This window comes from Pseudomonas sp. FFPRI_1, from assembly GCF_055384485.1.
The window spans coordinates 3,360,512-3,384,934 of the sequence record NZ_AP029168.1 but is presented as its reverse complement, the minus strand read 5'-3'; the positions used below and the strand labels follow the sequence as shown (position 1 = coordinate 3,384,934).

Here is a 24,423-nt window from a genome sequence, read left to right as displayed (position 1 = left end):
GGGAACTCCTGACGCCGGGCGCGTGATGGCGTAGCCGGCGGTGAACAAGAAAAAAAGAGGGGGCCTGTTCGCCGGCAAGCCGGCTCCTACAACGGCATCGCGTGGTGCATGTAGGAGCTGGCTTGCCAGCGAAGGCAATCTAACCAGCGATCACAACTTCTTGGGGCTCCACAACTGCACCGCCCGGGCATCCACTGGCTTGGGCAAAAGCTTTTCCTGGTAGAAGGCATCGGCAATTTTCTGCTGCTCGCCCAAGGCGTCCAGCTTCACCGCCTCCACCTGATAGGTGCGGCGGCTGTTGGCCAGTTCCACGGTCGGTACATCCAGGTTGCCCCACAGCGGGCCCAGCAGTCTTGCCGCCTCGGCCGGATGCGCCTTGACCCAGGTGCCGGTCTTCTGCAGCTCGGCAAACACCTGATTCAGCACCTCGGGATGGGCCTTGGCGTAATCGCTGGATGCCAGGTAGTACCGGCGATAGCTGGCCAGCCCCTGGCCGTCGTGCAGCACCCGCGCGCCCTGCTGGCGCTGGGCGCTGGCGACGAAGGGTTCCCAGGTGACCCAGGCATCGACCTTGGCGGTTTCCAGCGCCGCGCGGCCATCGGCCGGGGTCAGGTACACCGGCTGGATATCAGCGAAGCTCAAGCCCGCTTCGCGCAAGGCAGCGATCAGCAGGTAATGGCTGCCGGCAGCCTTGGTCACGGCGATGCGCTTGCCCTTGAGGTCGGCCAGGGACTTGAGCGGCGAGTCCTTGGGAATGACGATGGACTGGGCGGCGGGTGATGGGGTTTCGGTGGCGAAATAGGTCAGCTTGGCCCCGGCGGCCTGAGCGAAGACCGGCACCGTGTCGGCGACATCGGCGCTGATATCGACATTGCCCACATTCAGCGATTCCGCCAGCGGCAGGCCACTGGTGAATTCGTGCCAGGTGATCTTCACCCCCTGCCCCGCCAGCTGTTTTTCCAGGGTGCCCTGGGCCTTGAGCAAGGCCAGCAGGGTCGAGGATTTCTGGTAGCCGATGCGCAGGTCAGTGTCGGCCTGGGCATTCAAGGCCATGCCCAGCGCCAGGCCGGCCAGGGCGGTGATCGACAAGCTGCGACGCAAAGCAAAGGGCAGGCGCATGGGGGCGAACCTTCTCGGAGACAGGAAAGTCGCTAAAAGCTAATCGATCTAACAAACAGGAAATAAATACTTTTTAGGAATTAGCTTAGGTTCGTGCGGCTGACCGCCCCTAACGGTCACAAGGCTTGGAACCGCCGAACTCGGTTTTGCGCAGGCAGAAGAAGCCGTTTTTCTTCAAGGTCAGCGGGGCCACGGCACAAGGCAGCACGGCCTGATTGACCTCGATCGACACCCGCTCGCCCTGCAACTCGCGCTCGTCCAGGCGCAGCTCGCAACTGCCCGCCTGGTCGCCTGCTGCGTAGCCGATATGGCTGATCACCCGGTTGTCCAGCTTGATCACCAGGGGGTTCTGCGCCGCCGAACAGGCCGAGAGGCTGGGGTGGCGGGCGTTGATGCTCAGATGGTTGTCATCGCCGGTGGCCGCCGGGACCAGGGGAATGAACAGCAGCGACATCAGATGGTGGGACGGCGCGGAGGTCAGCTTCACATACAGCGGCTCGGGCCCGCAGGCCAGCTTGAACGCGGTGCCCTGGTCATATTTTCCCTTGCTGGCGTCCTGCCAACCGCCGAGGCTGTCGGCCTTCCAGTCGTGGCCCCATTTGTAATCGATACAGCCCCCCAGGCTCAGAGCCAGGGCCAGACAAAACGCCATCCTGTGCATAGTCGATATCCCGTGCGAAAAGTTCGCCAGTGTACGCCAGGACCAGCGGCTGACGATGCCCTTGTAGGAGCTGGCTTGCCAGCGAAGGCGTCGGCATGGGCGGTGCAAGTCTTGCGGGCCCCTTCGCCGGCAAGCCGGCTCCTACGGGGATGGTGGCGTGGGCAGATTGGTGAAAACACCGCAGGCCCCCGGGTAGGAGCTGGCTTGCCAGCGAAGGCGTCAGCACTGGCGATACAGGTCTTGCGGGCCTCTTCGCCGGCAAGCCGGCTCCTACGGGGATGGTGGCGTGGGCGGATTCGTGAAAACACCACAGGCCCCCGGTAGGAGCTGGCTTGCCAGCGAAGGCGTCGGCACTGGCGATGCAGGTCTTGCGGGCCTCTTCGCCGGCAAGCCGGCTCCTACGGGGATGGCGGCGTGGGCGGATTCGTCGATACACCACAGCCCCCCGGTAGGAGCTGGCTTGCCAGCGAAGGCGTCTTCAAGGCCGATGCAAGGCTCAAGGGCCTCTTCGCCGGCAAGCCGGCTCCTACGGTTGGCGTTGGGCGATGGATTGGGAGGCGGCGAGCATGGCGCGCAGCAGCACGGCGCAGCCGGCGGCCAGGTCGTCGGGGTCGGCGTTCTCGATTTCGTTGTGGCTGATGCCGCCTTCGCAAGGCACGAAGATCATTCCCGCCGGGCCCAGTTCGGCGACGAAGATTGCGTCGTGCCCGGCGCCGCTGACGATGTCCATATGGGACAGGCCCAACCCTTGTGCGGCACCGCGCACCGCATCGACGCACACCGGGTCGAAATACAGCGGTGGGAAGTCCGCAGTCGGGGTCAGTTCGAAGCTCAGGCCGTGTTCTTCGCAGGTGTTGTCGATCACCTGGCGCACTTCGGCAATCATCGAATCCAGGCGCGCCGGCTCCAGGTGACGGAAGTCCAGGGTCATGCGCACCTCCCCCGGGATCACGTTGCGCGATCCTGGATAGGCTTGCAGGCAGCCGACGGTGCCACAGGCGTGAGGCTGGTGGCCGAGGGCGGCGCGGTTGACCGCCGCCACCACGGCGGCGGCGCCCACCAGGGCGTCCTTGCGCAGGTGCATGGGGGTCGGGCCGGCGTGGGCTTCGACGCCCCGCAGCTTGAGGTCGAACCACTTCTGGCCCAGGGCGCCGAGCACCACGCCTATGGTCTTGCGTTCGTCTTCAAGGATCGGCCCCTGCTCGATATGGGCCTCGAAATAGGCGCCCACCGGGTGCCCGCTGACTTGGCGCTTTCCGGCGTAGCCGATGGCGTTCAGGGCCTCGCCGACGCTGACACCCTCGGCGTCGGTCTTGGCCAGGGTATCTTCCAGGGTGAATTTTTCGGCGAACACCCCGGAGCCCATCATGCACGGCGGGAAGCGCGAGCCTTCTTCGTTGGTCCACACCACCACTTCCAGGGGCGCCTCGGTTTCCAGCTTGAGGTCGTTGAGGGTGCGCAGCACTTCCACCCCGGCCAGCACGCCGAAGCAGCCGTCGAACTTGCCGCCGGTGGGCTGGGTGTCGATATGGCTGCCGGTCATCACCGGTGGCAGTTGTGGGTTGCGCCCGGGACGGCGGGCGAAGATGTTGCCGATGCCATCCACCGTGACCGTGCAGCCGGCCGCTTCGCACCATTGCACGAACAGGTCCCGGGCCTGGCGGTCGAGGTCGGTCAGGGCCAGGCGACAGACCCCGCCCTTGACCGTGGCCCCGAGCCGGGCCAGCTCCATGAGCGACTGCCAGAGGCGGTCGCGGTTGATGTGCTGATGGCTGGATTGCAGAACCTCGACGGCAGCGTTCATGGTGATCTCCTCAGGCATTTCTTCTGATGGTGTCGGGGGATTCGTGCCAGCAATCGCCCGGGATAATGGCCCGGCAAAACCTGTATCTGTAGGAGCCGGCCGGGCAATGCTCCGCTTGCCGGCGAAGAGGCCCTCGAGCCGTGTACAAGGCTGAGGACGCCTTCGCTGGCAAGCCAGCGCCTACAACAAACACCGCCAGCCCACCGTAGGAGCCGGCTTGCCGGCGAATAGGCCCTGGAGCCTTGTGCCGTCGTGGCTGACGCCTTCGCTGGCAAGCCAGCTCCTACGGGAATGGTGGTGAGCGAGAGCGCTGGTTGGGTGCTCATGTCGGGGTCTTGGCGGTCGCTACCTGGGGGCTACGCAGGCTGCACAGGCCGTAGTAGATCAGCCCGCCCAGGGCCGAACCGGTGAACCAGCCGTAGCTGTAGAACCAGTTGAAGGCGCTGCTGCCCAGGGACATCAGGGTCAGCGCCACCGGCACGCCGAAGGCGATGAAGCCGTGCCAGTTCCACGCCGGGTAGACGTCGTCGCGGTACAGGCCGGCCAGGTCCAGGCGCTGTTTCTTGATGATGAAATAGTCCACCACCATGATCCCGGCAATCGGCCCCAGGAGGCTGGAGTAGCCCAGCAGCCAGTTGGAATACACGGTCTCCAGGCTGACGTCGGAAATCAGCAGGCCGAGCTTTTTCAGCAATTCGTGGCCCATCAGCGCCAGCCCCACCAGGCCGGTGAGGATCACTGCGGTGGTGCGGCCGATCAGCTTCGGCGCCAGGTTCTGGAAGTCGTTGGTGGGCGAGACGATGTTGGCCGCGGTGTTGGTGGACAAGGTGGCGATGATGATCAACGCCATGGCCAGGGCCACCCAGCCCGGGCTCTGGATGTGGCCGATCAGGCTCACCGGATCGGAGACGGTGACCCCCACCAGTTTCACCGAGGCGGCGGTCATCACCACCCCCAGGGCGGCGAACAGGAACATGGTCAGCGGCAGGCCGAAGATCTGCCCGAGGATCTGGTCCTTCTGGCTTTTGGCGTAGCGGCTGAAGTCGGGAATGTTCAGCGACAGGGTGGCCCAGAATCCTACCATCGCCGTGAGCCCGGCCATGAAGTAACTGGTGACGCTGGCGCCCTCGGGACGCTTGGGCGGGATTGCCAGCAACTCGCTCAGGGACACATTGGGCAAAGCCCACACCAGCAGGCCGATACCCACCGCCACCAGCAGCGGCGCGGACAGGGTTTCCAGCCACTTGATCGACTCGGCGCCGCGCAGCACCACCCACAGGTTGAGGGTCCAGAAGATCATGAAGCCGATCACCTCGCCGGTGCCGCCCAGGGCCTTCCAGCCCTCGAAGATCGAGCCCAGGAACAGGTGAATCGCCAGCCCACCGAACATCGTCTGGATGCCGAACCAGCCGCAGGCCACCAGGGCGCGGATCAGGCACGGCACGTTGGAGCCGATGATGCCGAACGATGAGCGCAGCAACACCGGGAAGGGAATGCCGTACTTGGTGCCGGCAAAGGCGTTGAGGGTCAGGGGCACCAGCACCACGATATTGGCCAGGAGGATCGCCAGCAGCGCCTCGCCAACGCTGAGCCCGAAGTAGGCGGTGAGCACCCCGCCCAGGGTGTAGGTGGGCACGCAGATCGACATGCCGATCCATAGTGCGGTGATGTGCCATTTGTTCCAGGTGCGCTCCTGGACCTTGGTCGGTGCGATGTCGTGGTTGTAACGGGGGCTGTCGAGTACGTCGCTGCCGGCGTCCAACTCGTACAAGCCTTCGCGCTCGGTCACCTGGGATCTGATCTGTTGCATGGCCGCTCCACTGTTGTTCTGATTATTTTGCTCATCAGGGCGGCAGGCGAAGGGTTCGCGCACCGGACGATGGCCGGAGAACTTACGACTTCCAGCCTCTGGCACATCGACCTGCGGCGGCACTCAATAAAGATGCCAAGTACTTGCGCGGTCGCTGCTGCACAGTCGGCGGAATCCATGTAAACAACTGATGTCATTGGGTTTTATTCAAGCAACTTGCAAGTCCCTGGTTAGTTGCCAATTCACTCAGGCTGGGTGTTTGGCAAGTTGTCCATTCGGTCAGGACCCAAAGCAGTGCACATTTATTTTTTTAATTATTTATTGGTCTTCCCAGCGCCTCCTCAAGCAGCTGATTCGACATAGGAAATCTCGACTATTTTTTGATCCTGTCAAGTGCGTCAAAATGGTGAGGCGCTGCACCATTTTGCGGATTTGTGTTTTTAATCGTTAAATTTCAGCAACTTATATTGAATATAAGCTTATAAAAAATATTCTTGCTGTTTCTTGTAACTCGGGCTAGCTTCTATTCCTGACACCGCTGACAGGATTGTATAGTTGTCAGCGCGTTCAATAAAAAAGTTAGAACCGGCACAAGCCGGTCATGCCTGCGAGGAACTCGGAATGTCTCTGTTGATCCGTGGCGCCACCGTTATTACCCATGATGAAAGTTACCAGGCCGATGTACTCTGCGCAGAGGGCCTGATTAGAGCCATCGGCAACAATCTGGATATTCCCGCAGGCTGCGAAGTGCTCGATGGCAGCGGCCAATACTTGATGCCCGGCGGCATCGACCCCCACACCCACATGCAACTGCCCTTCATGGGCACCGTGGCCAGCGAAGACTTTTTCAGCGGCACCGCGGCGGGTCTTGCAGGCGGCACCACCTCAATCATCGACTTCGTGATTCCCAACCCCCAGCAGTCGTTGCTGGAAGCCTTCCAGCAGTGGCGCGGCTGGGCCGAAAAATCCGCCAGCGACTACGGTTTCCACGTGGCCATCACCTGGTGGAGCGAGCAGGTCCGCGAGGAAATGGCCGAGCTGGTGCAGCACCACGGCATCAACAGCTTCAAGCACTTCATGGCCTACAAGAACGCCATCATGGCCGCCGACGACACCCTGGTGGCGAGCTTCGAGCGCTGCCTGGAACTGGGGGCGGTGCCCACGGTGCACGCGGAAAACGGCGAGCTGGTGTATCACCTGCAACGCAAGCTGCTGGCCCAGGGCATCACCGGGCCCGAAGCCCACCCGCTGTCACGGCCCTCGCAAGTGGAAGGCGAAGCGGCCAGCCGGGCGATCCGCATCGCCGAGACCCTGGGCACGCCGCTGTACCTGGTGCATGTCTCGACCCAGGAAGCCCTGGATGAAATCAGCTACGCCCGGGGCAAGGGCCAGCCGGTCTACGGTGAAGTGCTGGCCGGACACCTGCTGCTGGACGACAGCGTGTACCGCGACCCGGACTGGCAGACCGCCGCCGGCTACGTGATGAGCCCACCCTTTCGCCCCCGGGGCCATCAGGAAGCCCTGTGGCGCGGCCTGCAGTCGGGCAACCTGCACACCACCGCCACCGACCACTGCTGCTTCTGCGCCGAACAGAAAGCCGCCGGCCGCGACGACTTCAGCAAGATCCCCAACGGCACCGCCGGCATCGAAGACCGCATGGCAGTGCTGTGGGACGAAGGGGTGAACAGCGGGCGCCTGTCGATGCAGGAGTTCGTCGCCCTGACCTCCACCAACACCGCGAAGATCTTCAACCTCTACCCGCGCAAGGGTGCGATCCGCGTTGGCGCCGATGCCGACCTGGTGCTCTGGGACCCGCAAGGCAGCCGCACCATCTCCGCCAAGACCCACCACCAGCAGGTGGACTTCAACATCTTCGAAGGCAAGACCGTGCGCGGCGTGCCCAGCCACACCATCAGCCAGGGCCGGCTGGTGTGGGCCGACGGCGACCTGCGAGCCGAACGCGGCGCCGGGCGCTACATCGAGCGCCCGGCCTACCCGGCGGTGTTCGACCTCTTGAGCAAGCGCGCCGAGCGGCACAAGCCGACGGCGGTTAAACGCTGAGACCGGGGGGCGTTGCCCCCCTATCGCGAGCAAGCTCGCTCCTACAGAAACCCATGCCCCCTGTAGGAGCTGGCTTGCCAGCGAAGGCGCCCGCAAATCCCTTGCAAGAGTCAAAGGCCTATTCGCCGGCAAGCCGGCTCCTACGGATAGGGGTGATCTCAGCTACAGAAAATGCCCGTCAGAGGCAACCAAGAAACGAACCGTGAGGCCAAAACCGTGATCAAGACCTTGAACCACTTGCCCCACCCCACCCTGGACAACGCCAGCCTGGCTGGCCATTTCACCGACCTGGCGCCGCCGCTCAATGCCCGCCAGGCGCACCTGGAAGCCTCGCGCTGCCTGTATTGCTACGACGCGCCCTGCGTCAATGCCTGCCCCAGCGAGATCGACATTCCCTCGTTCATCCGCAATATCCACACCGACAACGTCCAGGGCGCGGCGCAGAAGATTCTCTCGGCCAATATCCTCGGCGGCAGCTGCGCCCGGGTCTGCCCCACCGAGATCCTCTGCCAGCAGGCCTGCGTGCGCAACAACGCCCAGGAATGCGCGCCGGTACTGATCGGCCTGCTGCAGCGCTATGCCCTGGACAACGCCCACTTCACCCAGCACCCGTTCCAGCGCGCCGCGCCCACCGGCAAGCGCATCGCCGTGGTCGGTGCCGGCCCGGCGGGTTTGTCCTGCGCCCACCGTTGCGCCCTGCATGGCCATGAGGTGGTGATTTTCGAAGCCCGGGACAAGGCCGGCGGCCTCAACGAATACGGGATCGCCAAGTACAAGCTGGTGGACGACTTCGCCCAGCAGGAGCTGGAATTTCTCCTCGGGGTGGGCGGCATCGAGATCCGTCACGGGCAGAAACTCGGCGACAACCTGAGCCTGACCCAACTGCATCAGGAGTACGACGCGGTGTTCCTCGGTCTCGGGCTGGCCGCCAGCAAGCAGCTTGGGCTGGAACATGAACAAGCCTCCGGGCTGCTGGCCGCCACCGACTACATCCGTGAACTGCGCCAGGCCGACGACCTCAGCCAGTTGCCCCTGGCCAACCGCTGCATTGTCCTCGGCGCCGGCAACACCGCCATCGACATGGCGGTGCAGATGGCGCGCCTGGGGGCCAGCGATGTCAACCTGGTGTACCGCCGGGGCGTGGAGGACATGGGCGCCACCGAGCACGAACAGGAGATCGCCAAGGCCAATCAGGTGCGCCTGCTGACCTGGGCCGCCCCCGAGCAGGTGCTGCTGGATGACCAGGGCCGGGTGCGCGGCATGCGCTTTGCCCGCACCCGGCTGGTGGAAGGCCGCCTGCAGAGCACCGGCGACACCTTCGAACTGGCCGCCGACGCGATCTTCAAGGCCATCGGCCAGGGCTTCGACGGCGCCGCCCTCAGCGACCCGCTGGCCCGGGAGCTGCAACGCTGCGGCGAGCGCATCCAGGTGGACGAACAGCTGCGCACCAGCATTCCCGGGGTCTACGCCGGCGGCGACTGCGTCAGCCTCGGCCAGGACCTCACCGTGCAGGCGGTACAACACGGCAAGCTGGCCGCAGAAGCCATGCATGCCCGACTGATGCTCAACCAGGAGGCTGCATAAATGGCCGATCTGTCGATTGTCTTTGCCGGTATCAAAGCCCCCAACCCGTTCTGGCTGGCGTCCGCGCCGCCCACCGATAAGGCCTACAACGTGGTCCGCGCGTTCGAGGCCGGCTGGGGCGGCGTGGTCTGGAAAACCCTCGGGGAAGACCCGGCGGCGGTCAACGTGTCGTCGCGCTACTCGGCGCACTTCGGGCCCAACCGCGAGGTCATGGGCATCAACAATATCGAGCTGATCACCGACCGCTCCCTGGAGATCAACCTCCAGGAAATCACCCAGGTGAAGAAGGACTGGCCGGACCGGGCGCTGATCGTCTCGCTGATGGTGCCCTGCGTCGAAGAGTCGTGGAAAGCCATCCTGCCGCTGGTGGAAGCCACCGGCGCCGACGGCATCGAACTGAATTTCGGCTGCCCTCACGGCATGCCGGAACGGGGCATGGGCGCGGCGGTGGGCCAGGTGCCGGAATACGTCGAACAGGTGACCCGCTGGTGCAAGACTTATTGCTCGCTGCCGGTGATCGTCAAGCTGACGCCGAACATCACCGACATCCGCACCGCGGCCCGCGCCGCCCATCGCGGTGGCGCGGATGCGGTATCGCTGATCAACACCATCAACTCCATCACCAGCGTCGACCTGGAACGCATGGTGGCCCACCCCATGGTGGGCAGCCAGAGCACCCACGGCGGCTATTGCGGTTCGGCGGTCAAGCCGATTGCCCTGAACATGGTGGCCGAGATCGCCCGCGACCCACAGACCCGCGGCCTGCCGATCTGCGGTATTGGCGGCATCGGCAACTGGCGCGATGCGGCGGAGTTCGTGGCCCTGGGCTGCGGCGCGGTGCAGGTATGCACCGCGGCGATGCTGCATGGCTTTCGCATCGTCGAGGAAATGAAGGATGGGCTGTCGCGGTGGATGGACAGCCAGGGCTACTCCAGCCTGCAAGACTTCAGCGGGCGCGCCGTGGGCAACACCACCGACTGGAAGTACCTGGACATCAACTACCAGGTGATCGCGAAAATTGACCAGGAGGCGTGCATCGGTTGCGGCCGTTGTCATATTGCCTGCGAAGACACTTCGCACCAGGCGATAGCCAGCCTCAGGCAAGCGGACGGCACCCATAAATATGAGGTGATCGACGACGAATGCGTGGGTTGCAACCTGTGCCAGATCACCTGCCCGGTGCAGGACTGCATCGAGATGGTGCCTCAGCAAACCGGCAAGCCGTTCCTCGACTGGCTGCATGATCCGCGCAATCCCTACCGCGAAGCGGTGTGACCCACGCACCTGCTGTAGGAGCTGGCTTGCCGGCGAAGGCGGTCTTGCGGGCCCTTTCGCTGGCAAGCCAGCTCCTACAGCTGGCAGGAATATCGCGGGAGGTTCTGTAGGAGCCGGCTTGCCGGCGAAGGCGGTCTTGCGGGCCTCTTCGCTGGCAAGCCAGCTCCTACGGCTGGCAGAGATATCGCGGGGGATCCGTAGGAGCCGGCTTGCCAGCGAAGGCGGTCTTACGGCCCCTTTCGCTGGCAAGCCAGCTCCTACGGCTGGCAGGAATATCGCGGGGGTTCTGTAGGAGCCGGCTTGCCGGCGAAGGCGGTCTTGCGGGCCCCTTCGCTGGCAAGCCAGCTCCTACGGCTGGCAGAAATATCGCGGGGGTTCTGTAGGAGCCGGCTTGCCGGCGAAGGCGGTCTTGCGGGCCTCTTCGCTGGCAAGCCAGCTCCTACGGCTGGCAGGAATATCGCGGGAGGTTCTGTAGGAGCCGGCTTGCCGGCGAAGGCGGTCTTGCGGGCCTCTTCGCTGGCAAGCCAGCTCCTACGGTAGGCGGCGACAGGCTCAGGGCTCCAGGCCGATGCCCCGCAGGATGACGCTGGTGACGGTCTGTACCGCTCGTTCGAATTGCAGGTCCGACAGGGGCTGGTGGTCGTTGAGGATCATCACCTGGTGGTCGAAGTCGGCGTAGTGCTGGGTCGAGGCCCAGATCATGTACAGCAGGCTTGAGGGTTCCACCGGCAGGATCCGCCCGTCCTCGACCCATTGGCGGATCTTCGCTTCCTTCATCTTCGCCCAGTCGTACAGGCTGGCATCCAGGGCCTCGCCCAGGGTCGGGGCACCGTGCATGATTTCGTTGGCCCAGACCTTGGAGCCATAAGGCCGGCTGCGGGAATGCTGCATCTTGGCGCGGATGTAGCTGCTGAGCACCACCCGCGGGTCGTCGAACATCTCGAAGCACAGGGCGTCCTGCTTCCATACCTCCAGCAGGTCCAGGAGCACGGCGCTGTACAGCTCGTTCTTGGTGCTGAAGTAGTAATGCAGGTTGGAACGCGGCAGTTGCACTTCTTCGGCGATGTCGGCCATGGCGGTGCCGGCATAGCCCTTTTCAGCGAAGATTTTCTCGGCACCCAGGAGGATTTTTTCCACGTTGCTGCGACGAATCTCGATCTTGTGATTGCCCATGAGGGCTCCTACGAAAACAGTCTGGGGCAAGACTAGCATTCGTCCGCGCACTGCGGGGAGGCGTTAGGGCTGGGACATTGCGGGACGACGCCGGTCTTTCGCCGCCCGGCGGTATTGGGTAGGATCGGCCTCCCGCTCATTTGCAGCAGCCACTGCGGTGCTCCGTCCAGGCGTTAATTCGCGACACGGGCATACAGGTCTCTGCCCGAATGCCGGCCCTGCCCCATCGCCGGCCATCTGTCCTGTTACCGATGGAACATGCTCATGAAGATTCGCCCTCGCGTCGCTGCGGACGACGCCCTGCTGACCGCGCTCTGGGAGCGTTCGGTGCGCGCCACCCATGACTTTATCGCTGAAGACGATATCCAGCGCCTCTACCCGCTAGTGCGCGACAGCTACCTGCCGGCACTCGACGTTCTGGTCTGGGAAACTCCCGATGCCAGCCCCGGCGGCTTTATCGCCACCAGCGACGACACGGTGCAGATGCTGTTCATCGACCCGGCCCTGCGCGGCCAGGGCATCGGCCGTAGGCTACTGGACCAGGTGCGTCGCCCTGGCCTGAAGGTCGACGTCAATGAACAGAACCCCCAGGCCCACGGCTTCTACCGGCACTACGGCTTCGCCGACTGCGGCCGCTCGGAAACCGACGGCGAAGGACGACCGTTTCCGATCATCCACATGCAGTTGCAAGATCGTTGAGCCCTGCCCTCTTTGTTAAAGGTAATCCTCTCATGTCACTGAAAAACCTCTTCACCACTACCGCCCTGCTCGCCTCCCTGCTGGCGGCCTCCTCGGCATTGGCCCACGCGCACCTGAAAGGCGCCACGCCGGCGGCCGACAGCAGCGTGGTCGCGCCCACCGAACTGCGCCTGGTGTTCACCGAAGGCGTGGAAGCGGCCTTCACCCAGGTCACCATCAGCAAGGACGGCGCCCCTCTCGAAGTGAAAGGCCTGGCCACCGAAGGTTCGGACAAGAAGACCCTGGTCGTCACTCCGGCCGCCACGCCGCTGCAAGCCGGCGAGTACAAGGTGCAATGGCACGCGGTGTCGGTGGACACCCACAAGAGCGAAGGCAGCTACAGCTTCAAGGTGAGCCCGTAATCCATGGCGTCATGGCTGGTGCTGTGCCGCTTCGTGCACTTTGCGGTGGTGCTGACCCTGGTCGGCGCCTGGGTGTTTCGCCCGCTGTTGCTGGGCCGTGATTCAGCGCAGAACGAGCATGGCGCCGTGCAGCGACAGCTCGATCGGCTCAGCCGCTGGTTGACGCTGATCGGTCTGGGCAGCGGCCTGTGCTGGCTGCTGCTGATTACCGCCAGCATGGCCGGCTCCTGGTCGGCGGCGCTGGACCCGACGACCTTGCAATTGGTGTTGGGCAAGACCTTTTTCGGCCAGGTCTGGACCTGGCACCTGCTGCTCAACCTGCTGTTGCTGGCGCTGCTGCCGACCCCACTGGGCCGACGCCTGCCGCTGCAACTGGGGCTGGGCGCTGTGCTCCTGGCAACCCTGGCGCCGGTGGGCCACGGCGCCATGCTCGATGGGGTGCAGGGGCAGTTGCTGATCCTCAATCAGATCGTGCATTTAAGCTGTGTGGCCATCTGGCTGGGGGGCCTGCTGGTGCTGTTGCTGGTGTTGCGGCAGCCCGCGGGCCTGTCTGTCGAACCGTTGTTGAAGCGCTTCAGCGGCGTGGGTTATGGGCTGGTCAGCGGTTTGCTGATAACCGGCCTGATCAATGTGCGGGTACTTACCGGACAGTGGTGGCCGACCCCGTTGTTCAGCGGCTTTGCCCTGATCCTGCTGATCAAGGTGCTGCTGGTGGCGGGGATGCTGGGGCTGGCGCTGTTCAATCGCTTGCGGATTCGCGGTTGCGACCGGCGCCTGGGCACCTTGCGCAACAGCGTGCTGGCGGAGTGGCTGCTGGGCGTGGCGGCGGTGGCCGCCGTGTCGTTGCTGGGCACCTTGCCGCCGATGCAGGCGCTGTAAACCACAGCCTGTAGGAGCTGGCTTGCCAGCGAAGGCGTTCGCCCAGGCCATGCAAGGCTCAAGGGCCTCTTCGCCGGCAAGCCGGCTCCTACGAAAAAGCATTGGGTGCGGGTAAAACACAATCCCGTAGGAGCTGGCTTGCCAGCGAAAGCGTTCGCCCAGGCGATGCAAGGCTCAAGGGCCTCTTCGCCGGCAAGCCGGCTCCTACGAAAAAGCATTGGGCGCGGGTAATCCACAATCCCGTAGGAGCTGGCTTGCCAGCGAAGGCGTCCGCCCAGGCCATGCAAGACTCAAGGGCCTCTTCGCCGGCAAGCCGGCTCCTACGAAAAAGCATTGGGCGCGGGTAAACCACAATCCCGTAGGAGCTGGCTTGCCAGCGAAGGCGTCCGCCCAGGCCATGCAAGACTCAAGGGCCTCTTCGCCGGCAAGCCGGCTCCTACGGGGTGTCAGTGGGGGTGGCGCGGGTGTCGATGCTGACCACCACCGATAACCCCGGGCGCAGGCGGTCGAGCTCTGGCTGGTCGGGGTCGACGGTGATCCGCACCGGCACTCGCTGGGCAATCTTGACGAAGTTGCCGGTGGCGTTGTCGGCCTGCAGCAAGGCGAACTCGGAACCGGTGGCCGGTGAGATCAACTGCACCCTGCCGGTGAATTTGCGATGGTTCAGGGCATCCACGGTAAAGCTCACCGGCTGACCGATATGCACATTGTCCATCTGGGTTTCCTTCATGTTGGCGATCACCCACAGCTGGCTGGGCACCAGGGCCATGAGTTGCGCCCCGGAGTTGACGTAGGCCCCCAGGCGCACGCCGATCTGCCCCAATTGCCCATCCCGGGGTGCCAGCACCCGGGTGTTGGACAGGTCGATCCGTGCCAGTTCCACCGCCGCTTCGGCGCTGGCCACCGCCGCTTCCAGGGAGCCGCGGTTGACGATCACGGTCTGCAGGTCCTGGCGGGCGATTTCCAGTTGCGCCTGGGCCTGGGCCACGGCGGCCACGGTCTGGGCATTGGCCGCGCGGGTCACGTCCAGCTCGCGCCGGGACACCGAGCCGTCGGCGATCAACGCTTCGTTGCGCTGCAGGTCGGCCGCGCTCTTGCGCGCCTGGGCCTGGCTGTCGGCCAGGGCCGCCTGGCGCAGCTTGATGGTGGCCTCGGCGCTGTTGCGTTGCTGCAGGGCATTGGCCAGGGCGGCCTTCTGCACCGCCAGTTGGGCCAGGGACTGGTCCAGGCGCTGCTTGTAGATGCGGTCGTCGAGGCGCACCAGCAGGTCGCCGGCCTTGACCTGCTGGAAGTCCTGCACCGGTACTTCGAACACATAGCCGCTGAGCTGCGGGCCGATGATGGTCACCTGGCCGCGCACCAGGGCGTTCTCGGTGCTCTCGATGGCGCTGGAGAACGGCGGCAGCTGCCAGGCGTAGAGCACGATCAGCACACCAACGATGGCAATCGCGGCAAACCCCAGGGAGGACACAATACGCACCGCCAGCGGGCGCGGCTCGGTGGCCGGGATGGTCGGCGGGCCATTGGGCTCGGGGCTCGAGGCAATGGCGTTGGTGGTGGGATTGATCGGTTCGCTCATGAAGAAGGGGCACCACGTGGTTGGACAGGGGCCGGGCTGGCGGGCGCGACGGCTTGGGTCGTGCTCATCAGCCACAGGCTGCGTATGAAGATCCAGATCATGGTCAGGACGGCGATCACCGCAATCAGCATGAACACATCGTTATAAGCCAGTATGTTGGCCTCGCGGGTGGCCGCCGTAGCCAGGGCGCGCATGCCTTGCAAGGTGCGCAGGTCCGGGTCGGCGATGACCTTGCCATAGGCCGCCGCGCCGCTCTGCACCCGCGCCAGTACCTGGGGGTCGAGCAGGGTCAACTGCTCGACGATATGGCTGGAATGGTATTTCTCCCGGGCGATCTGGAAGGTCCCGAGCAGGGCCGAGCCGATCAGCCCGCCGAGGTTCTGGCAAATGCCGAACAGCACCGAGAAGCTCACCAGGTTGCGCGGGTTGGTCAACACGTTGCGGGTGCCCAGGACCATGGTCGGGCCGAGGAAGAAGGTGCCGCCAAAGGCCAGCAGGAACTGGCTGAGGTACATGTTGGCCGGACGCGTGAGGTTGCTGGAGAAGCTGTCCATCACCGAGCCCACGGCCATCAGCGCCAGGGAAATGATCAGCGGCATCAGCAGGTGCGCCGGGTTGATGGTCAGGGCGCTGGTGGCCAGCCCGGCGATGCTGCCCAGCAGCATCACCCCGTAGAGCAGGCGCATCTGCTCGCTGCCCAGGTTCAGCGCCTGGAGAAAACCCACGGCGCCGGTGGACTGCTCGGACAGCACCATGCGGATCAGGATCACCGCCAGGGCCAGGCGGATCATCACCCCGCTGCCCAGCCAGCGGGTCATCAGCATCGGGTTGCTGCGGTTATGTTCGATGCACAGCCCGGCCAGGATCAGCACGATGGAGGCGGCGCTGGCGTAACCGATCCACGGCGCTTCCAGCCACCAGTCGATGCGCCCCAGGGACAGCACCGCACACAGCAGCGCCACGCCACTGGCCAGCAGGGCGAAGGTCAGGAAGTCGAGTTTCTCGAAGGTACGAAAGCGATCCCCCGGTGGCAGCTTGAGCATGAACACGCAGCCCAGGGAGGTCAGCGCCAGCCCCAGTTCGAACAGATACAGGCCGCGCCATTCGGCGATCTGCAACAGGTCCTCGGAGAACAGCCGGGCCAGGGGCAAGGCCAGTTGCGAAGCGCCCAGCCCCAGCACCAGGGCCTTGAGCCGCCACTTCGCCGGGAAGGCCTGGACCATGTAGTACAGGCCCAGGGAACTCAGGGCCGCGCCCACCATGCCGTGGGCCGCACGCACGGCGATGGCCGAGCTCAGGTCGTTGACGAACAGGTGGCCAAAGGTCACCAGGGCGTAGAGCACCAGGAACACTTCGGTGAAGGCGCGCAGGCCGAACTGCTGGCGAAACTTCACCAGCAGCAGGTTCATCGACACGTTGGTCATAACATAGGCCGCCGGCAGCCAGGCCATTTCCGCGGTGGTGGCCCCCAGCGCGCCCTGCAGGTACGGCAGGTTGGCGATCACCAGCGAGTTGCCCAGGCCGCCGGTGATGGCCACCAGCAAGCCCACCAGGGCATAGGCCAGGCGCTTGTGGGTGGGATGCAACGGTGTGGACGGAGAACCGGGCAGGCTGGGCTTTTCGTGGGGCTGCCAGTTGCGCGGCGCGTAGTGATCCATGCAGTGACCTTGTGCGGTGCCAGGCTGCGGTGCAGCCGCGGGCGATGTTCCTGGTGGTTCGCCAGTGTGCCGCAAAACCCGGAATCCGGGCGAACCGGCTACCGGCGAGATGAATTTTATTTTAATGCGCTGGCGCCGGCGCGTTTTTTTCGAAATCCTGCTGCCTGCGCCCCGCCCCACTACTCACGACTCTCGGCCGTCACTCCCTGGAGCCCCAATGCCCCTGCACGCGAGCAACCTGCCGTTTATCAAGATGCACGCCAATGGCGATGACTTCGTGCTGATCGATGCCCGTGGCCGCGACCAGCCGATCACTGGCGAACAGGCCAGGGCCCTGGGCGACCGCCGGCGTGGCATCGGCTTCAATCAGTTGGTGGTGCTCGGCGATTGCCCCGAGACGGCGGCTCAACTGACCTTCTGGAATGCCGATGGTTCCAGCCTTGCCACCTGCGGCAGCGCGACCCGTGGCGCCGCCGATCTGCTGATGGACGAAAGCGCCGTCGAGGCGCTGCAGGTCAGGACCGAACGGGGCATTTTGCACTGCCGACGCCTGGAGGATCATTCGGTCTCGGTGGAAATGGGCGAACCGCAGTTCGCCTGGCGGGAGATTCCCCTGGCCGCCCCCCTGGACAGCCTCGCCCTGCCCCTGCCGGGAACGCCGGCAGCGTGCAGCATGGGCAATCCCCATTGCAGCTTCTTCGTCGACGACCTGGCGGGCCTGGACCTGGCCCACCTCGGCCCGCTGACGGAGAACGACCCGTTGTTTCCACAGAAGACCAACGTGCATTTCATCGAGGTGATCGACCGCCAGACCATCCGCCTGCGGATCTGGGAGCGCAATGGCGCCATTCCCCTGGGCTCGGGTTCCTGCTCTTGCGGGGCGGCGGTCAATGGCATTCGCCGAGGATTGCTCGACAGCCCGGTCCGGGTGCTGTGCGATGGCGGCCCGGTGACCGTGAGCTGGGACGGCCAGGGCACGGTGCACCTGGCCGGTCGCGTCACCCGGGTGTTTCAGGGGTGGCTGTAACCCCGGGGCATTGGTGCAGCCAGGGCTACATCCAGCCCAGCCACTTCCACCAGGTCATGGCGAACACCAGCATCAGCAGATAGCCCACCAGGGTCACCAACAGGCCGACCTTGGCAAATTGCCGGGCGGTGAAGGTCTCGGTGCCCAGGCAGACCATGTTCTGCGGGGCGTTGATCGGCAGGATGAAACCGTAGCTGACGACAAAGCCCAGGAGCATGGTCATGCCCAGGCGGTTGATCTCACCGGGCAGGGTCTGCAGCACGGCGATGAGGATCGGCAGCAAGGCCGAGGTCAGCGCCGTGGCGCTGGCGAACCCCAGGTGGATGAGGATCAGGAAGGCCGAAAGAATCGCGAACACCGCCAGCGGGCCCACCTGGTCCAGCCCGGTGTGGGCCACCACCTGGGTGCCCAGCCACTGCCCGGCCTGGGTGCTGAGCAGCGCCGTGCCCAGGCTGATGCCGACCCCGAAGACAATCACCGTGCCCCAGGGAATCCGTGACTGCACGTCCTTCCAGGTCATGATGCCGATGCGTGGCAGCAGCAGGATCACCAGCCCGGCGTAGGTGGTGGTCGTGGTGTCGAAGGGGTGCAGCTTGCCTTCGGTGGACCAGGCCAGGAGCAACAGCAGCGACACTGCCAACAGGCGTTTCTGCGGCCCGGTCATGGGGCCGATTTCCGCCAGGGATCGGGCCACCGCTTCCTGGCCGCCAGGGATGCTGTCGGTTTCCGGGGGCAGCAGCTTGAGCACCAGCCACAGCAGCACCAGGGACATGATCACCGCCCAGGGCGCCCCGGCGATCAGCCAGTCGAGCCAGGCCACGCGCTGGCCGAGCATCTTGTCCATGAAGCCCACGGTCAGCAGGTTCTGCGCCGCGGCGGTCTGGATCCCGACGTTCCAGATGCTGGTGCCCTGGGCCACCACAATCATCAGGCCAGCGGCGATGTTCGAGCGCTTGTCGACGCCGAACGCGGCAATCACCCCCATCATGATCGGCACCACGCAAGCACTGCGGGCGGTGGCGCTGGGCACCAGCAGGCTGAGGAGAATGGTCACGGCGATAGCGCCGATGAGGATGCGCCGGGTGCTGGTGCCGACCCCGGTCAGGGTCACCAGGGCGATGCGCCGGTCCAGGCCGGTGTGGGTCATCGCGGCGGCGATGAACAGGGCGCCGGCCACCAGGGCCAGGGCCGAGTTGGAGAAGCCGGTCAGCGCCATGCTGATGGCCGCCGAACTGCCGTAGATCTGCGTCGGGTCCTGCAGGGTTGGCGCGGTGCCGATGAGGAATGCCATCAGGGCGGTGATCATGATGGCGCTGGCCTCGTAGGACACCGCCTCGCTGATCCACACCACCACGGCAAATGCCAGGATCGCCAGCATGCGATGCCCGGCCACCGGCAAGTCGGCCGGCAGGGGCAACAGCAGTACGCCGACCAGGGCCAGCACGCCGATCAGCAATCCAATCGGTAATACGGCCTTGGCCGCGGGCGCCGTTGTCACAGGCGTTGTCATGGGCCTTTTCCTTTTCCATTGGACAGGTGCCAAGGATCGCTCAAAACGCTCAAAAGTGCCTTGATAAGGGTCAAGCCCGCGGGTTTGCCGTACCGCGCCGGTCCTCCCGGAGGGGCCGGCAAGCCCAGGCTACCCGGAGCTTTCTCCCGCCTTGGCGGTCCCTCGGCTGAACGATGGAAAACTTGTGGAAATATATTTTTACATTTCTACAGATTTTTCATCATTTTGGAGTCAGAGTGCTATCAAGGCGACAAGGAGTCGAAACGTTTTTAGCTGTATCACTATCACTCCAACCTGCAAGGTGCCTCTATGGTGACAAGAAATCTGAAACTGACTTCCAGGGCGCTCGTGAGTTTTGGCGCCATTTGCGTATTGTTGATCGGCTTGGGGGGATTGGCACTGTGGAAAATGGGACAGATTCACGACGCGGCGCTCGACCTTCAGACCAACTGGCTGCCCAGCGTCAGGCAAGCCACGAAAATCGAATCCTCAACCTTGCGTGTGCGCCTGGAGGCCCTGCACTACGCCACTGAGACCGAAAGCCAGAAAGCCGCCTCGCTGGACAAGCTGGGCAACCTGAAAACCACCCTGGCCCAGGCGATCAAGGACTACGAGCCGCTGATCTCCAGCGCCGAAGAAAAAACCAACTACGAGCAGGTCAAGCGCGGCGCCCAGGACTACCTGGACAAGCTGACGGTGATGATCGACAACAGCAAGACCAATACCGCCGAACAGACCAACACCTACATCAACCAGGTCACCGTGCCCCTGGCCAACAGCCTGCAAGCCTCGATCGAGGCGCTGATCCGCATCAATGAAACTGGCGCCGAGCAGTCCGCAACCCTGGCCGGCCAACAGTTTGACAGCGGCCTGACCCTGACCTGGGTGATCATCGTGCTGGCCATTGTCCTGACCATCCTGATCGCCACCCTGTTCACCCGCAGCATCATCCGCCCGGTGCTGTCGCTGCTGGCCACCACCCAGAAAATCGCCGAGGGCGACTTGCGTACCCAGGTGGAAGTCAGCGGCCAGGACGAACTGACCGATCTGCAAACCTCCACCCAGGCGATGCTCGACAGCCTGAAATCCACCATCCGCCACATTGCCGATTCCTCGACCCAACTGGCCTCCGCCGCCGAGGAAATGAGCGCCATCACCCGCGAGTCCAATGCCGGTATCCAGCAACAGAGCATGGAGACCGACCAGGCCGCCACCGCGGTCAACGAAATGACCGCCGCGGTGGAGGAAGTGGCGCGCAACGCGGTGTCCGCGTCGCAGTCGACCCAGGCCTCGGAACGCTCGGCAGGGCTGGGCAAGGAACGGGTCGAACAGACCATCCACTCGATCGAGAAACTCACCGGCACCGTGGAGCACACCCGGGTGGAAATGGCCGGCCTGGCCCAGCAGGCCCAGGACATCACCAAGGTTCTGGACGTGATCCGGGCAATTGCCGAACAGACCAACCTGCTGGCCCTCAACGCCGCCATCGAAGCCGCCCGGGCCGGCGAGCAAGGCCGCGGCTTTGCCGTGGTGGCCGACGAGGTGCGCGCCCTGGCCCACCGGACCCAGCTCTCGACCCAGGAGATCGAGCAGATGATCCAGGGCATCCAGTCGGGTTCGAACAAGGCCATGCTGTCGATGCAGCAAAGCAGCGAGGACGCCAGCCAGACCCTGGCCATCGCCCACGAGGCCGGCGCTGCCATCGGCCATATCACCCAGGCCATCAGCGACATCAACGAGCGTAACCTGATGATCGCCACCGCCTCGGAAGAGCAGGCCCAGGTCGCCCGCTCGGTGGACCAGAACCTGATGAGCATCCGCGACCTGTCGCTGCAAAGCTCGTCGGCCGCCAGCCAGACGTCGATCGCCAGCAGTGAACTGTCGGGCCTGGCGGTGAGTCTGAACAAACTGGTGGCACGCTTCTCCCTCTGAGCGCTGGCGCGGACTGATTCCGCGCCCGCTCGCGAGGCTCAGGACGAATAACGGCAAGGAGCTTTATCGTTCGGCACCGGCCGGCCCCCAGGGGGGCCGCCGGGACTGGATCGGGCGGAGGGTTTCAGCGTGCTCAAACGCATATCCATCACTCAGTTGCGCATGGGGATGTACATCCACCAGTTCGACGGCTCGTGGCTGGATCATTCGTTCTGGAAGGCCGGCTTCGTGCTCAAGAGCCCGTCCGACTACCAGCGTCTGCGCCAGTCCAACCTCACCGACCTGTGGATCGACTTGAACAAGGGCCTGGACCTGGCACCGGACAGCCCGGCGCCTGCGCCTGCCCCTGCCCCGCTGGTCAAACCCGCGGCCCCGCGGCGGGTCGAGCGCTCCGAGGAAATCCAGCGGGCGCTGAAACTCTGCGCCCACTCGAAACAGGCCGTCATGGCCATGTTCCAGGAAGTGCGCATGGGCCAGGCCATCGAACTGGCCCAGGTGGACAATCTGGTGCATAACCTCTCCGCTTCGCTGCTGCGCCACCCCGACGTGCTGATCAGCCTGGCCCGGCTGAAGACTGCCGACGACTACACCTACATGCACTCGGTGGCGGTGTGTGCGCTGATGGTGGCGGTGGCCCGTCAGTTGCAACTGCCGGCCACCCAGGTGCATCAGGCCGGGGTGGCCGGGCTGCTGCACGACATCGGCAAGCTGACCATCCCCGACAGCATCCTCAACAAACCGGAAAAACTCTCGGCCGACGAGTTCGAGCGGATCAAGCTGCACCCCGCCGCCGGTGGCGCGATCCTGCGCCAGAACCCGCACCTGGATGCGCTGGTGCTGGACGTGTGCCTGCACCACCACGAAAAGATCGACGGCAGCGGCTACCCGCACCGCCTGGCGGGGGAGCAGATCAGCCTGTTCGCGCAGATGGGCGCGGTCTGCGACGTGTATGACGCAGTGACCTCGACCCGCCCCTACAACCGCGGCTGGGACCCGGCCGAAGCGCTGCAGAGGATGTCCGGCTGGACCGGGCATTTCGCCCCGCGGGTGCTTCAGGCCCTGGTCAAGAGTGTCGGCATCTACCCGGTGGGCTCCCTGGTGCGCCTGCACAGCGGGCAGCTGGCGGTGGTGCTGGAACAGAACCCCGACTCGTTGCTGATGCCCAGGGTCAAGGTGTTCTTTTCCACCCGCTCGGGAATGCCTCTGCCGCAACGGGTCATCGACCTGTCACGGCACCAGGGCAAGGAACGCATCGTCGGCCGCGAAGACCCGCAAGACTGGGATTTCAAGCAGCTCGACCGGCTCTGGAGCGAGAGCCCCGCCTGAGCCTCAGGTGCCCAGGGTCAGGCCGTTGGCCGGCAACGGCAGTGCGGTCTTGTAGCGCACCTGCTTGAGGGCAAAGCTGGAGCGGATATTGGCCACCCCGGGGACCTTGGTCAGGAAGTCCATCATGAAGCGCTCCAGGGCCTGGATGGTCGGCACCAGCACGCGGATCAGGTAGTCCGGGTCGCCGGCCATCAGGTAGCACTCCATGACTTCCGGGCGGTCGGCGATGGCCTCTTCGAAATGCTGCAAGGCCTCTTCCACCTGCTTCTCCAGGCTGACGTGAATGAACACGTTGACGTGCAGGCCCAGCAGGTCGGCGTCCAGCAGGGTCACCTGCTCGCGGATCAGCCCCAGCTCTTCCATGGCCTTGACCCGGTTGAAGCAGGGAGTGGGTGAAAGGTTCACCGAACGGGCCAGGTCGGCGTTGGTGATGCGGGCATTCTCCTGGAGGCTGTTGAGAATGCCGATGTCGGTACGGTCCAGTTTACGCATGAGACAAAACAACCTGTTTTTTATGTTTATGCAGATTTTTTATCTGCAAATGATCTCCAGCGCAATGAAACAGAGATAAATATTCTCTCTCACCCGGCCTATGATGTTTGTAGGACAAGATTTCCCTTACCCAGGGAATGACTGCCAGCTAGCGCGCCCAATTACAAGAAATCCACAAGATCGAGCGTAGAAAGCCATGACCACAGCGTATGCACCGCTACGCCTGCACGTTCCCGAACCTTCGGGCCGTCCCGGCTGCAAGACCGACTTCACCTACCTGCGTCTGAACGATGCCGGCCTGGCCCGCAAACCCCCTATCGATATCGAACCTGCCGACTGCGCCGACCTGGCCCGGGGCCTGATCCGTGTGCTCGACGACCAGGGCAACGCCCTGGGCGAATGGGCCGACGACGTGCCTGTGGCCATCCTGCGCCAGGGCATGCGCGCCATGCTCAAGACGCGGATCTTCGACAACCGCATGGTGGTTGCCCAACGGCAGAAGAAGATGTCCTTCTACATGCAGAGCCTGGGCGAGGAAGCCATCGGCAGTGCCCAGGCCCTGGCGCTGAACATCGACGACATGTGCTTCCCCACCTATCGCCAGCAAAGCATCCTGATGGCCCGGGAAGTGCCGCTGGTGGAGATGATCTGCCAACTGCTGTCCAACGAGCGCGATCCGCTCAAGGGACGCCAGCTGCCGATCATGTACTCGGTGAAGGAATCCGGGTTCTTCACCATTTCCGGCAACCTCGCCACCCAGTTCGTGCAGGGCGTGGGCTGGGGCATGGCCTCGGCGATCAAGGGCGATACCAAGATCGCCTCGGCCTGGATCGGCGACGGCGCCACCGCCGAGTCGGACTTCCACACCGCCCTGACCTTCGCCCACGTGTACCGCGCGCCGGTGATCCTCAACGTGGTCAACAACCAGTGGGCGATCTCCACCTTCCAGGCCATCGCCGGCGGTGAAGCCACCACCTTCGCCGGACGCGGCGTGGGCTGCGGCATCGCCTCGCTGCGGGTCGACGGCAACGATTTTGTCGCGGTCTACGCCGCCTCGCGCTGGGCCGCCGAACGCGCCCGCCGCAACCTCGGCCCGACCCTGATCGAATGGGTCACCTACCGCGCCGGCCCGCACTCCACCTCCGACGACCCGTCGAAATACCGCCCGGCCGACGACTGGAGCCACTTCCCCCTGGGCGACCCGATTGCCCGCCTCAAGCAGCACCTGATCAAGATCGGCCAATGGTCCGAAGAGGAACACACCGCCGTCAGTGCCGAGCTGGAGGCCCAGGTCATCGCCGCGCAGAAGGAAGCCGAGCAGTTCGGCACCCTCGCCGGCGGCCAGATCCCAAGCGCCGCGACCATGTTCGAGGATGTCTACAAGGACATGCCCGAACACCTGAAACGCCAACGCCAGGAACTGGGGATCTGAG

At 64.4% G+C, this 24,423-nt stretch carries 19 protein-coding genes; 10 read left to right on the top strand and 9 right to left on the bottom strand.

All coding sequences use genetic code 11. The annotated features are described in order from the left end of the window. Nucleotides 1–150: 150 nt before the first annotated feature. The 4 genes from ACZ5BO_RS15105 to ACZ5BO_RS15090 all read right to left on the bottom strand — a co-directional run bounded on the left by ACZ5BO_RS15105 (nucleotide 151) and on the right by ACZ5BO_RS15090 (nucleotide 5,394). The gene (locus ACZ5BO_RS15105; protein ID WP_464700740.1) at nucleotides 151–1,119 is read right to left on the bottom strand and encodes an aliphatic sulfonate ABC transporter substrate-binding protein; all 969 of its coding nucleotides are present in this window, start codon (nucleotides 1,117–1,119) and stop codon (nucleotides 151–153) included. A gap of 109 nt (nucleotides 1,120–1,228) precedes the next feature. After that, nucleotides 1,229–1,780 carry a hypothetical protein gene (locus ACZ5BO_RS15100; protein WP_464700738.1) on the bottom strand — a complete coding sequence of 184 codons (552 nt, stop codon included), beginning with the start codon at nucleotides 1,778–1,780 and terminating at the stop codon, nucleotides 1,229–1,231. 526 nt (nucleotides 1,781–2,306) lie between these two features. Continuing rightward, entirely contained in the window at nucleotides 2,307–3,584 is a 1,278-nt protein-coding gene (locus ACZ5BO_RS15095) for a Zn-dependent hydrolase (protein WP_464700736.1), read from the bottom strand. Between the two features lie 322 nt (nucleotides 3,585–3,906). Further along, nucleotides 3,907–5,394, bottom strand: a complete 1,488-nt coding sequence (locus ACZ5BO_RS15090) for an NCS1 family nucleobase:cation symporter-1 (RefSeq protein WP_464700734.1) — start codon at nucleotides 5,392–5,394, stop codon at nucleotides 3,907–3,909. Between the two features lie 621 nt (nucleotides 5,395–6,015). On the opposite strand from ACZ5BO_RS15090, the gene hydA reads away from it, so the two are divergent. From hydA to preA, 3 genes are all read left to right on the top strand, one after another. Beyond that, nucleotides 6,016–7,455 carry a dihydropyrimidinase gene (gene hydA, locus ACZ5BO_RS15085; protein WP_025128111.1) on the top strand — a complete coding sequence of 480 codons (1,440 nt, stop codon included), beginning with the start codon at nucleotides 6,016–6,018 and terminating at the stop codon, nucleotides 7,453–7,455. Between the two features lie 216 nt (nucleotides 7,456–7,671). Beyond that, complete coding sequence (locus ACZ5BO_RS15080) at nucleotides 7,672–9,039, top strand: NAD(P)-dependent oxidoreductase (RefSeq protein WP_043274520.1); 1,368 nt, start codon at nucleotides 7,672–7,674, stop codon at nucleotides 9,037–9,039. Further along, nucleotides 9,040–10,314 (top strand): NAD-dependent dihydropyrimidine dehydrogenase subunit PreA, encoded by a 1,275-nt coding sequence (gene preA / locus ACZ5BO_RS15075; protein WP_464700731.1) that lies wholly within the window; start codon nucleotides 9,040–9,042, stop codon nucleotides 10,312–10,314. Nucleotides 10,315–10,866: 552 nt separating this feature from the next. Here the strand turns inward: preA and ACZ5BO_RS15070 are convergent. Next, complete coding sequence (locus ACZ5BO_RS15070; RefSeq protein ID WP_025128108.1) at nucleotides 10,867–11,487, bottom strand: TetR/AcrR family transcriptional regulator; 621 nt, start codon at nucleotides 11,485–11,487, stop codon at nucleotides 10,867–10,869. Nucleotides 11,488–11,751: 264 nt separating this feature from the next. On the opposite strand from ACZ5BO_RS15070, the gene ACZ5BO_RS15065 reads away from it, so the two are divergent. The 3 genes from ACZ5BO_RS15065 to copD are packed head-to-tail and all read left to right on the top strand — an operon-like array spanning nucleotide 11,752 to nucleotide 13,466. After that, a complete protein-coding gene (locus tag ACZ5BO_RS15065) occupies nucleotides 11,752–12,186 on the top strand; it encodes a GNAT family N-acetyltransferase (protein ID WP_025128107.1) in 435 nt (144 codons plus the stop codon). Nucleotides 12,187–12,218: 32 nt separating this feature from the next. Next, nucleotides 12,219–12,587: a copper homeostasis periplasmic binding protein CopC gene (gene copC / locus ACZ5BO_RS15060; RefSeq protein WP_464700728.1), complete on the top strand. Its 369-nt coding sequence runs from the start codon at nucleotides 12,219–12,221 to the stop codon at nucleotides 12,585–12,587. A gap of 3 nt (nucleotides 12,588–12,590) precedes the next feature. Next, the gene (gene copD / locus ACZ5BO_RS15055; protein ID WP_464700726.1) at nucleotides 12,591–13,466 is read left to right on the top strand and encodes a copper homeostasis membrane protein CopD; all 876 of its coding nucleotides are present in this window, start codon (nucleotides 12,591–12,593) and stop codon (nucleotides 13,464–13,466) included. Nucleotides 13,467–13,902: 436 nt separating this feature from the next. Here copD and ACZ5BO_RS15050 read toward each other — a convergent pair whose 3' ends face one another. Both ACZ5BO_RS15050 and ACZ5BO_RS15045 read right to left on the bottom strand, forming a co-directional pair. Then, the gene (locus tag ACZ5BO_RS15050; protein ID WP_464700724.1) at nucleotides 13,903–15,045 is read right to left on the bottom strand and encodes an HlyD family secretion protein; all 1,143 of its coding nucleotides are present in this window, start codon (nucleotides 15,043–15,045) and stop codon (nucleotides 13,903–13,905) included. Beyond that, nucleotides 15,042–16,703 (bottom strand): MFS transporter, encoded by a 1,662-nt coding sequence (locus ACZ5BO_RS15045; protein WP_025128103.1) that lies wholly within the window; start codon nucleotides 16,701–16,703, stop codon nucleotides 15,042–15,044. The genes ACZ5BO_RS15050 and ACZ5BO_RS15045 overlap by 4 nt, the downstream gene beginning before the upstream one ends. 217 nt (nucleotides 16,704–16,920) lie before the next feature. Between ACZ5BO_RS15045 and dapF the strand changes: the two genes are divergently transcribed. Continuing rightward, nucleotides 16,921–17,730: a diaminopimelate epimerase gene (gene dapF, locus ACZ5BO_RS15040; protein WP_464700722.1), complete on the top strand. Its 810-nt coding sequence runs from the start codon at nucleotides 16,921–16,923 to the stop codon at nucleotides 17,728–17,730. Between the two features lie 25 nt (nucleotides 17,731–17,755). On the opposite strand, the gene ACZ5BO_RS15035 is transcribed toward dapF, so the two are convergent. Next, the gene (locus tag ACZ5BO_RS15035) at nucleotides 17,756–19,240 is read right to left on the bottom strand and encodes a DASS family sodium-coupled anion symporter (protein WP_025128101.1); all 1,485 of its coding nucleotides are present in this window, start codon (nucleotides 19,238–19,240) and stop codon (nucleotides 17,756–17,758) included. A gap of 309 nt (nucleotides 19,241–19,549) precedes the next feature. On the opposite strand from ACZ5BO_RS15035, the gene ACZ5BO_RS15030 reads away from it, so the two are divergent. Further along, a complete protein-coding gene (locus ACZ5BO_RS15030; protein ID WP_464700720.1) occupies nucleotides 19,550–21,172 on the top strand; it encodes a methyl-accepting chemotaxis protein in 1,623 nt (540 codons plus the stop codon). A gap of 129 nt (nucleotides 21,173–21,301) precedes the next feature. Further along, on the top strand, nucleotides 21,302–22,498 hold the full coding sequence (locus ACZ5BO_RS15025; protein ID WP_464700718.1) for an HD-GYP domain-containing protein: 1,197 nt from the start codon (nucleotides 21,302–21,304) through the stop codon (nucleotides 22,496–22,498). Between the two features lie 3 nt (nucleotides 22,499–22,501). Here the strand turns inward: ACZ5BO_RS15025 and bkdR are convergent, their stop codons facing one another. Then, the gene (bkdR, locus tag ACZ5BO_RS15020; RefSeq protein ID WP_016963011.1) at nucleotides 22,502–22,990 is read right to left on the bottom strand and encodes a Bkd operon transcriptional regulator BkdR; all 489 of its coding nucleotides are present in this window, start codon (nucleotides 22,988–22,990) and stop codon (nucleotides 22,502–22,504) included. A 196-nt stretch (nucleotides 22,991–23,186) separates the two neighbouring features. On the opposite strand from bkdR, the gene ACZ5BO_RS15015 reads away from it, so the two are divergent. Further along, nucleotides 23,187–24,422 carry a 3-methyl-2-oxobutanoate dehydrogenase (2-methylpropanoyl-transferring) subunit alpha gene (locus ACZ5BO_RS15015; RefSeq protein ID WP_025128098.1) on the top strand — a complete coding sequence of 412 codons (1,236 nt, stop codon included), beginning with the start codon at nucleotides 23,187–23,189 and terminating at the stop codon, nucleotides 24,420–24,422. The last annotated feature ends 1 nt before the right edge of the window (nucleotide 24,423 follow it).